This is a genomic window from uncultured Porticoccus sp. (assembly GCF_963975625.1).
GTDB lineage: Bacteria > Pseudomonadota > Gammaproteobacteria > Pseudomonadales > Porticoccaceae > Porticoccus.
Window position 1 is genome coordinate 25,794 of sequence record NZ_CAXBHS010000003.1, and the last position, 11,279, is coordinate 37,072.

The 11,279-nt window shown below is 54.8% G+C and carries 9 protein-coding genes and 1 tRNA gene; 3 read left to right on the top strand and 7 right to left on the bottom strand.

Annotation, left to right across the window (positions count from 1 at the left end):
- Positions 1–9: 9 nt before the first annotated feature.
- Positions 10–86, bottom strand: a tRNA-Arg gene (locus tag AACZ64_RS04005).
- A gap of 311 nt (positions 87–397) precedes the next feature.
- Between AACZ64_RS04005 and AACZ64_RS04010 the strand changes: the two genes are divergently transcribed.
- Positions 398–1,693 (top strand): Glu/Leu/Phe/Val dehydrogenase, encoded by a 1,296-nt coding sequence (locus AACZ64_RS04010; RefSeq protein WP_272993161.1) that lies wholly within the window; start codon positions 398–400, stop codon positions 1,691–1,693.
- 20 nt (positions 1,694–1,713) lie between these two features.
- On the opposite strand, the gene AACZ64_RS04015 is transcribed toward AACZ64_RS04010, so the two are convergent.
- The 3 genes from AACZ64_RS04015 to AACZ64_RS04025 form a co-directional block, all read right to left on the bottom strand.
- Positions 1,714–2,574, bottom strand: coding sequence for an alpha/beta fold hydrolase (locus AACZ64_RS04015; RefSeq protein WP_293614788.1), 861 nt, complete (start codon positions 2,572–2,574; stop codon positions 1,714–1,716).
- Positions 2,575–2,659: 85 nt separating this feature from the next.
- Positions 2,660–4,408 carry a DUF4105 domain-containing protein gene (locus AACZ64_RS04020; RefSeq protein ID WP_339639716.1) on the bottom strand — a complete coding sequence of 583 codons (1,749 nt, stop codon included), beginning with the start codon at positions 4,406–4,408 and terminating at the stop codon, positions 2,660–2,662.
- Positions 4,409–4,505: 97 nt separating this feature from the next.
- Positions 4,506–4,982, bottom strand: coding sequence for a DUF3015 domain-containing protein (locus AACZ64_RS04025; RefSeq protein ID WP_293614790.1), 477 nt, complete (start codon positions 4,980–4,982; stop codon positions 4,506–4,508).
- A gap of 277 nt (positions 4,983–5,259) precedes the next feature.
- Here AACZ64_RS04025 and ilvD point away from each other — a divergent pair, with 277 nt between their 5' ends.
- Both ilvD and AACZ64_RS04035 read left to right on the top strand, forming a co-directional pair.
- Positions 5,260–6,933, top strand: coding sequence for a dihydroxy-acid dehydratase (gene ilvD / locus AACZ64_RS04030; RefSeq protein WP_293614791.1), 1,674 nt, complete (start codon positions 5,260–5,262; stop codon positions 6,931–6,933).
- Between the two features lie 170 nt (positions 6,934–7,103).
- Positions 7,104–7,883 (top strand): methyltransferase domain-containing protein, encoded by a 780-nt coding sequence (locus tag AACZ64_RS04035; RefSeq protein WP_293614792.1) that lies wholly within the window; start codon positions 7,104–7,106, stop codon positions 7,881–7,883.
- A gap of 1 nt (position 7,884) precedes the next feature.
- Here the strand turns inward: AACZ64_RS04035 and AACZ64_RS04040 are convergent, their stop codons facing one another.
- The 3 genes from AACZ64_RS04040 to phaZ form a co-directional block, all read right to left on the bottom strand.
- Entirely contained in the window at positions 7,885–8,373 is a 489-nt protein-coding gene (locus AACZ64_RS04040) for a molecular chaperone DnaJ (RefSeq protein WP_339639717.1), read from the bottom strand.
- 97 nt (positions 8,374–8,470) lie between these two features.
- The gene (gene yegQ, locus AACZ64_RS04045; RefSeq protein WP_293614796.1) at positions 8,471–9,802 is read right to left on the bottom strand and encodes a tRNA 5-hydroxyuridine modification protein YegQ; all 1,332 of its coding nucleotides are present in this window, start codon (positions 9,800–9,802) and stop codon (positions 8,471–8,473) included.
- A 154-nt stretch (positions 9,803–9,956) separates the two neighbouring features.
- Positions 9,957–11,180 (bottom strand): polyhydroxyalkanoate depolymerase, encoded by a 1,224-nt coding sequence (phaZ, locus tag AACZ64_RS04050; RefSeq protein WP_293614794.1) that lies wholly within the window; start codon positions 11,178–11,180, stop codon positions 9,957–9,959.
- Positions 11,181–11,279 lie beyond the last annotated feature (99 nt).

Consider the following 11,279-nt stretch of genomic DNA (forward strand, 5'->3'; position numbering starts at 1 on the left):
TAAAAGATATGGCGCCCCGGGCAGGATTCGAACCTGCGACCTGCCCCTTAGGAGGGGGCTGCGCTATCCAGCTGTGCCACCGGGGCTTATTGGGTGTATAGAGAGCTGGCACCTCGCTTCGCTGGGCGGCAATTCTAGTTTTTTCAATGGATTAGAGCAAGCTCGAAAAGCTGTTGGCCGGGGTATGGATTGCAAAGTTTGCATTGCATGCGAAAGGTTTAACTCCATTTAGGTTGTAGATTCGAATCTTTTTATCCCCCTGTTGTCCACGAAAGCAGGTCGGAATGGGGACCTTCAACGTTGACCACAGCACGCTTATTCTTTAAAAGATTGCAGCCTTCGTTCAACCTGTCTGATCATTATGTGCCCTTTTTAACAGTAACTCAGGAGAGTCAGTTTGAGCCAAAAGAAAAGCCTCTTTAGCGACGCACAATCCCGGATGGCGGATATTTTTGACCGATTGGATGTTCACTGTGACGTCCGCCGTCAACTCGAGCAGCCCAAATGCATTCATCAGGCCGCCATTCCGGTCCGTATGGACGATGGCAGCTTGCGAGTCTTTCCGGGTTGGCGTGTTCAGTATGACCAGAGTCGTGGACCGGGCAAAGGCGGAGTACGTTTTCATCCCAATGTGGATGCCGATGAAGTTACGGCCTTGAGCTTCTGGATGGTATTGAAGTGTGCCCTGGTCAATCTGCCATTCGGGGGTGCGAAGGGCGGTGTTCAGGTGGACCCGAAATTGCTTTCCCGGATGGAACTGGAGAGACTTTCCAGAGGTTATATCCGCGCCTTTTACGATGTAATCGGGCCGGATCGCGATATTCCGGCACCGGATGTCAACACGAACGAAATTGTTATGGGCTGGATGGTGGATGAGTACTCCGAAATCACCCGCGAGAAAGTGCCTGCCATTATTACCGGCAAGCCTCCAGAAATGGGAGGCTCTGCAGGGCGCACTGCAGCGACCGGTCGCGGCGCTCTGCTGGTACTGGAAACCTGGGCCAGACGCAAAGGAAAACGACCTGAGGACACGACTATCGCCGTGCAGGGGTTCGGCAATGCCGGTTACTACTTCGCCCTTCTGGCACACGAAGCCGGCTACCGGATAGTGGCACTTTCTGATTCAAAAGGTGCGATTCATACCAACAAAGCTTTGGACCCGGAACCCATCTGGCGGCACAAGAACGAAACGCGTGAACTCAAGGGTATGGTCTACTGCGAATCGTCTGTGTGCACCGAGAGCGATGTCGGCCAGATCAGCCAGGAGGCTCTGCTGGCGTTGGATGTTGATGTGCTGGTACTGGCTGCACTGGAGAATGCTATTACGACTGACAATGTGGGCCAGGTGCGTGCCGGCGCCATTCTGGAAATCGCCAATGGCCCGGTGACGGCCAAAGCGGACGCAAGCCTGGCCGAAAAAAAAGTCACTGTATTACCGGATGTTCTGGCCAATGCAGGGGGCGTGATCGTCAGTTATCTGGAATGGGTACAGAACCGTACTGGCGATTATTGGTCACAAAGTTACATCAACGAACGCTTGGCGGATCAGCTTGTGAATCAGGCTGAGCTGTGCTTCGACCGGGCGGATGAAATGGATGTCAGTTACCGGGTTGCTGCTTATCTGCAAAGCGTCGAACGCATTGTCTCGGCCATCGCCAGTCGGGGCACCCAACAGTATTTTATCGGTGAGTGAAGCATTGTTTGGCAGGCGCTTCATCTTTTGGCCGTGTTTTCTTGCAGAAATCTGAGCGTGGTTTCACGGTAGGACTGGTCGCGGTAGGTGCCGATGTGTGGTGTGTCGGTGTGCACTGTTTCAATGGTGCTCTCGCTCCCGCTGCGCAGTTGTCTGACCAGATCGCGGGTGTGCCGCTGGGGGATGACAACATCGTTTTCACTACTGAAAATCAATAGTGGAAGGTGGGGCCATTTATCCGCCACCCGTTCGGGGCTGTATTGGTCGTCGATGAGCCAGGATAAAGGGTACTGGAGTGGCCAGGTCAACCAGAATTCCGAAAATTTTTCCCGCCCAATCCGGCGGTAACTGGCGAAAGGGGTGTCGAGAATGACCGCCTTGAGGCCGTCGACGGAGTGCTTCGACAAATAGTAACTACTCAGACTGGCGCCAATACTCTGCCCGAGCCAGAAGGCCGGGATACCTTGGCTCTGGCTGCGATGCTCAAGCCAGTCAGCGGCACTGGATAAATCGTTGAATACGCCGGGCAGAGAGGCAGCTCCCTCTGAGTGGCCGAAACCGCGGTAGTCTAGCAAGAGCAGTTCGTAGCCGGACTCTGCGAGCCAGGCGACACTGTGGATATGCGTGCTGATATTTTCGGCGTTGCCGTGCAGTACCAGGATGACGCCTTTGGGCACGGATGGCGGCAGCAGATGCCAGGCGTGCACCCGGATATCGTCACGGGTAGTCAGGAAGACGTCCCGATACTGGATACCCAGTATGTCCGGGGTGAGGCGCAAACGCTCCTGCGGGTAAAAGAACATGCCGCTGCAGGCCGTAAGTAGCGGGACTGAGAGTGAAAGGATCAGTGCCCATCGACAACCGCGCTGAATTCTTTTCAAAAACGCCATTCCAGTCCCAGTCGCTGTTGGTGAAACCAGTTGCCCTCTGTGGCGGTGGCGGACAGTTGGCCAATTAGAGACAGGTTTAATCCCAGTTCAGCTGATGGTAGTGATGATCATATCCCGCCACCGCCTCGTTCATCTGCAGGGAGAGATGTTGTTGCCAGTTTTCTCCCCGAAACAGCCAGCCACCGTGTAACCCAAGGCTTGCCGCGTAGTTGGAGGGCAAGCTATGTTGGTGCTGAAGTTGGCTTTCGGCAAGCAGGTAGACCTGGTGCTGCCCGGCGAGACGATAGCTGTGGCCTATGCCGACATTCAGGGTGGGAATCAGCGGGTCGTCGCCGTCTGCCAGGTATTTCCTGTAAAGCCCGGCATCCACCCGCCATGAGAGGGGTTTGAAAAAAGCGTCGCGGGGCGTCAGTGAGGTGATATTGAGGCCGGTAAAACGCTCCAGCCGCAAGGTGCCCGTTTCCCTTAAGGCCAGGTCGGTTTCGAGAAATTTGATCTGTGCGCCTTCCGGGTACCCGGCGGAAGGGTCGAGCAGGTCATGGTAGGCCGGGCGGATGCGTAACAGGGTAAATTCCACGTCCTCATTCTGTCCCTGGCTGAGCGCGACCTGAAAGGTCCGATGACCTTCATCGTCGCGAACAGCTGGCACGGGTGGTGGCCGATACGGCGAGGGCGCGTTAATTTCACTGCGTTTTTTCAGTAATGCCAGCGAGGCGTCGGCCACGGAGGATCGGGGAAGTTGCTGTTGTTGCGCATGGTAGCGCTGCAGGTCGAAGGCTACCTCCAGAGCACCGGCAGTGATCGCTGGATGGTTCTCATCATGGTGTTGTTCCGGGAGTGTGTTACCCGGGTCAGCCAGAGCCAGTGTGAGGGGATGAAGTGACTCCGACAGCTGTTCGATTTTGTATTTCAGCTCGGTGGCCATCGATGGACGGTAGCGCACCTCGTTGACCAGATCGCTGGCGACAATGCTGCGCAGGGTATCCGAGGGGATGGCGTAGGTCGAAAACTGTTGTGTCAATTGAAGACTGGGGCGCGCTGCGTCCAGCAGTGTGAGAATGCGATAGGCACAGTTCTCATCAAAGAAAAAATAGTCGAAGTGAGCCGGCAACAGCTCCCAGGTATGGAGTAGCAGGCGGTGAATTTCTTCAGCGTTCAGGTTGAGCCGGTATTCCCAGATGTCTCGGTTTTCGACCTCGCTGTACTCTTTCACTTTCTGGTAATAGGGCATCACCGATATGACGCCGGGGTATCCGCCGAACAGGCCGCGATAGGCGTAAATCAGTTCCGGATCATCGTGATTCACATTCGCAGCAAAGTTGATGGTCTGTGCCAGCAGGCGGTTTTCGTCGCGCTGGTTTTTCTGGTCCACCCGAAGAAACAGGTGGCCGAACATGGACGATGGGCTGTTCAGGTAAGCCGCAGGAAAGATCAGACTGATATATTCGGGCTCAAATTTTTGCAGCCATTGATTCAGTTCCGGGCAGTGGCCCTCGTCAATGGACAGGGTCTTGATCAACCCCTGACTGTGTAACCACTGTGCCCGGGCGGGGAAACGGCACTGCAGTTGTGGTCGTTGTTCGAGAACCCGGATATTGACCGACATTTCCTGTTCGGGGTCAGTTTTGCCGCGGTCGCTGAGGAAAAAATTGTCACTGTCCACTTCGGATCGCAGGGCGCCGTCCCAGTCACTGCGCTGGTATTGCAGCAGGGCCAGCCATTGTGGATCACTGGACAGGACAGAGATATTGCCAGGGGCCCCAAAGGCTGGCGCCATGTGTAAAAAAAGGAGCAGGGTGAGGAGTGTCTTCAGTGTGTGATTCATCCATGAATCCTATGGATGTCTGGGAATGAACATGGACAGGTTGATCTGTCCTGAAGGGGGTGAGTGCCCGGCAGTCAATGACCGCCGGGGCAGGTGTTTATACGTATTTGGCCAGAGTCTCGTCGTTGGCCATGAGGGAGACCATGGTCTGGACGATCTGTTCGCTGGTGACGTCGCTGTTGGGGTAAAGGGTGTTGAAGTTGTCGTGCATGACGCGCTTGAAAGTGGGCACGTCCCGGGCCTCAACTCCCATGACTGAAGCGACAGTGGAGAGGACTTCACCGTCACCTTTGGCAATATCGTTTGAGAGGCGATCCATGTTGTGGAACACCACGGCATTGCTGCCTGTGTAGTTGATGGTTCTGGATGTGTCGCAGCCATTGGTGCCGGATGTCATCCCGAAAGTATTGTTGCCGGAAGTGCCATTGGTTGTCGCAGCCACAACATGGGAGGCGACACCGGATTGGCCTTTGAAAAGCATGGAACCCCAGCCGCAGCCGGGACCGGTGTCACTGGCCATGGCAAATGAACTGGCGGTCAACATCACTAAGCCGGTCAGAATTGGTCGCATCATAAATAAATTCCTTATATTGATTAGAAACTGCTTCATTACAGGCATTGGGAGTATAAGGGAGTAAGGTGATTTTGTCAGTGAGCGTGCCGGGAGTTGTTAAACACTTCGCAAGATTGCCTGCCTGTCCGTGTTAGCCCCAATGGTTACAGATTGTCTGTTTAGAGCAGGAGCTGATAAGGTCCTAGACTTGATACTGTCATTGTGCCTGATTGCAAGTGTGCTCAGGTTTGATTTGGACGTTAACTCCCTTCTGTTAACAACTCGGTAAGATTGAGTGATGAGTGATACCCGAAAAAATTCATCCAGTGTGGTCGATGGCACCGCAAAGGCACCAGCCAGAGCGATGTTGCGCGCAGTTGGTTTCAATGATGCCGATTTTCAAAAACCTCAAGTCGGCATCGCCTCGACCTGGAGTATGGTCACCCCCTGCAATATGCATATTAATAAACTCGCCGAGTTTGCCTGTGAGGGGGCCGACGAAGCCGGTGGTAAAGGGGTGATCTTCAACACCATCACCATCTCTGATGGTATTTCAAATGGCACCATAGGTATGAAATATTCACTGGTGTCTCGTGAAGTGATTGCAGACTCGATTGAGGCCGTCGTTGGCTGCCAGGGATTCGATGGATTGGTGGCAATTGGCGGCTGCGATAAAAACATGCCGGGCTGTCTGATTGGCATGGCCCGCCTGAACCGTCCCGCCGTATTTGTCTATGGTGGGACGATTCAACCCGGCGCGAATCATACGGATATTGTTTCTGTCTTTGAGGCAGTGGGAAAACACGCCCGGGGAGATATGACGTCTGTGGAATTGAAACAGATTGAACAAACGGCCATTCCCGGCGCTGGTTCCTGCGGGGGCATGTATACAGCCAATACCATGGCCTCAGCCATTGAAGCATTGGGCATGAGCCTGCCGAACAGTTCTGCACAGGAAGCCGTCTCTCCTTCAAAAGCAGAGGATTGCCGACGGGCAGGCGCTGCCGTGATATCTCTGCTGGAAAAAGACATCAAGCCCACCGACATCATGACCCGGCAGGCCTTTGAAAATGCCATTACCACATTAATCGCACTGGGCGGCTCGACCAATGCCGTTTTGCATCTGTTAGGGATGGCCCATGCGGTGGATGTTGAGCTCACATTAGATGATTTTGCCCGCATCGGCCGCCAGGTCCCGGTATTGGCTGACTTGCGTCCCAGCGGCAAATATATGATGTCGGAGCTGATTGCCATCGGCGGCATTCAACCACTGATGAAAAGTCTGTTGCAGCGGGGACTGCTGCATGGTGATTGTCTGACAGTGACCGGCAAAACCCTGGCTGAAAATCTTGCCGATGTCGCTCCCTATCCTGCCGATCAAAATATTATTCATTCCTTTGAGAAGCCCATCAAAAAAGACAGTCATTTGGTGATTCTCAAAGGCAATTTAGCGCCTGACGGCGCTGTCGCTAAAATTACTGGTAAAGAGGGGTTACGGTTTACCGGTAAAGCCCGGGTATTCCACTCTGAAGAAGAGGCCCAGCAGGACATTTTGAATGGCACCGTGGTGAAAGATGATGTCATCGTTATCCGTTATGAAGGTCCTAAAGGCGGGCCGGGTATGCGGGAAATGCTCAGTCCGACTTCAGCCGTTATCGGCAAGGGCCTAGGTAATGACGTAGCCCTGATAACCGATGGTCGTTTTTCAGGTGGGAGCCACGGTTTTGTGGTGGGGCACATTACCCCTGAAGCCTTTGATGGCGGTCCTATTGCACTGGTTGAAAATGGTGATGAAATAACGATTGACGCGGAAACTGCTGAAATACGCCTTCACTTGAGCGATACGGAAATTCAACAAAGGCGCATGGCATGGCAACCTGTCCCGCCCCGCTATACCCGTGGACTTTTAGCGAAATATGCCAAAACCGTCTCCTCGGCTTCTGAGGGTGCAGTCACCGATAAAGATCTTTGAGCTGGAGTATCCCCCGTTAGTTTTCGAGATGCGGCTTCGCTTCCGTGGCAGATGTCTCGGTGGGCGGCGTGCGGGTTTTGGCTGCGTTATGCTCCGGCAGCAATCATCAATCCCTGAATATTTTAGATTGCAGCGGTAAAGTGGACGGCTTTTGCCGGATAATAGCGGCTATGACTCAGGATAGAAATTTTGACGATCTGGCCGAGCGCTTTCAACGCAAGGTCTACGGGGGCTTGAAGGGCGATATCCGTCTGGCGGTGCTGTGGCGGGACTTGGAACAGTATCTGCCGCAGATTCATGGCGGCGAACCACTTACCGTGCTGGATGTCGGTGCCGGTCTCGGCCAGTTGGCGATTCGCCTGGCCGGCCTGGGCCACAAGGTGGTGGTCAATGATGTGTCCGCTGAGATGCTGGCAGTGGCACAGACGACTGCCCGGCAGGCCGGAGTCTACGAACAGATCACCTGGCACCACTGCCCGTTTCAGGAACTGGTGGAACAGCAGCCGGGCCGATTTGATCTGGTGTTGTGTCACGCGGTAGTGGAGTGGCTGGCCAGGCCAGAATTATTGTTGCCGCAGTTGCAACGCTTCCTGGCCGCGGAGGGTCGCCTGTCCTTTACCTACTACAACCGGCATTCCTTTGAGTACCGCAATTTGCTGCGAGGCAATTTCAACCTGCTGAAAAGGGACAGGTTTGTCCCGGATTCAGGCAGTCTCACACCGGTGAATTCACTTTATCCCGAACAGGTCAAACAGTGGGTAGCTGATGCCGATCTGGTGGAGGTGGCGGCTACCGGTGTGCGGGTATTTCACGATTATGTGACGAACCCCCGGGGTGGTAACGCCGTTGCTGAAGCGGTGATAGAGATGGAGCTGGCCTACTCGCGACGGGATCCCTACCGGTGGTTGGGGCGCTATATTCATTTATTGTTGGCCCATGGAGACCGGTAGGCTAGCCGTGCGACTTCAGTAGCAGATCCCGGGCGGCATTCAGTTTCGAGGCCAGATAATCATTGCCTCCGCGGTCCGGATGCAGTTTCTGGATAAGTCGTTTGTGGGCATCGATAATGGCCTGGCGGCTGGCCCCCGGTTGCAGGCCGAGTAACTGGAAAGCTTCCTGTTGACTGAGTTCACCGCTGCTGCCAGCACTTGCCTGCCGCTCAGGCGGCGGCTGGTTTTTTCTGCGCAGAGCCTGCAGAAAGGGCCATGCCCTCAGGGCTAATCCGAACAACAATTTGAGCAGCGGCAGGGCGGCGGTGGCCGCTGCCAACAGCCAGTGCACCCGGCCGGTGACGACCAGCAGCAGAATGATTCCCAACAGGGCATAAAAACCGCCGCGGATTAGCGCCTTGCGGCGCAGTTCCGGGGGTTGTCGTTGATATTGCTGCCAGAGCAGGTAGCCCACCAGGCCCACAGCCAGCAACAGAATGATCCTTGCCACATTACCTCGGATTTTTCGTATTCGCCGGGCTACAGTCTAGCAGGAAGCCGTTGGTTTTGGCGCTGTGGTGCCGCGCCAATGTCCATCAGCACTGGCTCTACATATAGCGCATCAGCATGGCGTAACCGCCGTCTTCCGGCAGGGGAAGATCCGCCGGCATGGGAATCCGGACCACATGCCCGGAGCCGGGTGCCGCATTGATTTTCACGCCATCGCGATTTTCCAGTGCGTCCAGACTGAAGGTCATGTTGCCTTGCGGGGTGATCAGTTCCAGCGTATCACCAGCTTCAAACCGGTTTTTGACATCCACGGTAAACCAGCCCTTGTCGCGTTCGACACCACAGATTTCGCCGACAAACTGCTGATTCGGGTTACCGGAAACGCCCTGTTCATAATTCTGATATTCCTGGGGCACATGGCGGCGGTAGAAGCCTTCGGTATAACCGCGGTTGGCCAGATGATCCAGTTCAGCCATCAGGCTCATATCGAAGGGTTTACCGGCCAGGGCGTGGTCGATGGCGCGACGATAGACCTGGGCCGTGCGGGCCACATAATAATGGGACTTGGTGCGACCCTCGATTTTCAGGGAGTGGACGCCCATGGCGATCAGTTTTTCCACATGCTGGACGGCGCGCAAATCCTTCGAATTCATGATGTAGGTGCCGTGCTCGTCTTCAAAGGCCGGCATCATTTCTCCGGGGCGCCCCTGTTCCTCGAGCAGCATCATCGGTTCAACCTCGTCGTGACTGTCCGGTTTTTCCGGTTCCCAGGTTTTGGTAGGGATAATGTCGCCGGTTTCAGTCTGGGTGGCCTCATGGGCATCGTATTTCCAGCGGCAGGCGTTGGTGCAGGCGCCCTGGTTGGAATCCCGGTGATTCATGTAGCCGGACAACAGGCAGCGGCCCGAGTAGGCAATACAGAGGGCGCCGTGCACGAATACTTCCAGTTCCATTTCAGGCACGCGCTGGCGAATTTCCTCTACCTCCTCAAGACCCAGCTCCCGCGACAGGATAGTGCGGACAATTCCCTGTTGGTGCCAGAATCTGACGGTGGCGTAATTGACCGCATTGGCCTGCACCGAGAGGTGAATGGGCATCTCTGGCCACTTTTCCCGGACCATCATGATCAGACCCGGATCGGACATGATCAGGGCATCCGGCTTCATCTCGATCACCGGCGCCATATCTTTCAGATAGCTGCGAATCTTGTCATTGTGGGGTGAGATGTTGCTGGCAATATAAAACTGTTTGCCCTGCCGATGGGTTTCGGCGATGGCATCCGCCATTACGTCCAGGTGATTGAATTCATTGTTGCGCACCCGCAGGCTGTAGCGGGGCTGGCCCGCATAGACGGCATCGGCACCGTAGGCCAGTGCGTAGCGCATATTTTTGAGAGAACCTGCGGGGGAGAGGAGTTCTGTCATGTCAATCACCTGGAGTAAAGGAGGGCGGATTCTACAGGGTTGTACAGGATTTATACAGACGGCATCGTTGGGCTCATTGATCAGATCGGCAAATAAATCCCGAAAAAAGCAATGAAAAAAGGCCGGTGGATGACCGGCCTTTGTCCGTGCCTGAACAACATTACTTGTTGTGGCGGTTGATCCAGTCTTTCATCAGCGGAGCCACAAATTCACGGTACTTGCTGCCGTTGAAAATGCCGTAATGGCCGACACCCATCTGGACGTAGTGCTTTTTCAGTTTCTTGGGTAGGTTGGTACAGAGATGGAGAGCGGCTTCGGTCTGGCCGAGGCTGATCATGTCGTCCTTTTCCCCTTCCAGAGTGAGAATGGCGACATCCTTGATATCTCCGCAGTCAATGGTTTCACCCTGATACTGCATGATGCCTTTGGGCAGGTGCTGGTCGAGAAACACGCGCTCCATGGTTTCCATATAGTAATCGGCATCCATGTCCAGTACTGCCATGTATTCATCATAGAAATCGCGATGGCGATCCGCTTCGGCGATTTTGCCTTCGGCGATGTCCTTGAAGAACTGGATATGTTTTTGTGCGTGGGACCGCATGTTCATCGACATGAAACCACCCAGTTGCAGCATCCCCGGATAGACCTTGCGTCCGGCGCCATCGTAGCGCGAGGGGACCCTGTGAATGGCCACCCGGCGCAGCAGAGGCGCGGAGATTTTCTCGACCTTTCTGCCGAACTTGTTCGGGTTGATCCGGATATCGATGGGGCCAGCCATCATGATCAGGGATTTTGGTCGAGCGGGATGGTTGTGCTTGCTCATGTGCGCTACGGCCACCAATCCCGGCACCGCTGCCTGACAGATGGCAAACATGTGATTGCCGGGCCCGACATGCTCCATGAATTCAATGACGTACTGCACGTATTCCTCAAAGCCGAACTTGCCCTCGGATAGGGGGACGTCACGGGCGTCGAGCCAGTCGGTGACGTACACCTCATAGGTATCGAGAAACTGACCGAAGGTTTCCCGGGACAGCGTGGCATGGTGGCCGGAAAGTGCCGCCACACAGAGCAGTTTCGGTGCATTGGCGGGTAAACCTTCGCGGCGAAAGCGCAGCAGATTACAGAAGGGTTTCTCCACCACCACCTCTTCATGAACCGGATATTCCACCTCCTCAATCACCACCGGTTCGTACTCAAACCCTTGTTTCGGGTAGTGTTTCAGGAGGCGAATCGTGGATTCCAGAAAGGCTTTGCGCAGTCGGCCAAGACGCGTTTTGGAGAGGGGGTTCTTTTCGTGCGTGACGATATCGTGTGCCAGATCCAGTGCGGTGTTGACCGGCATCAGGGACTGACGGTATAGGTCGTAAAAGTGATAATGCATATACAGCACCTGCCAAAAACAGTGTGAAATCATTTAGTCACAGCAGATTAGAATAGGCAACCTAATCGCCAGAGCTCGCAAAATTTTCTGTGTCGAGCA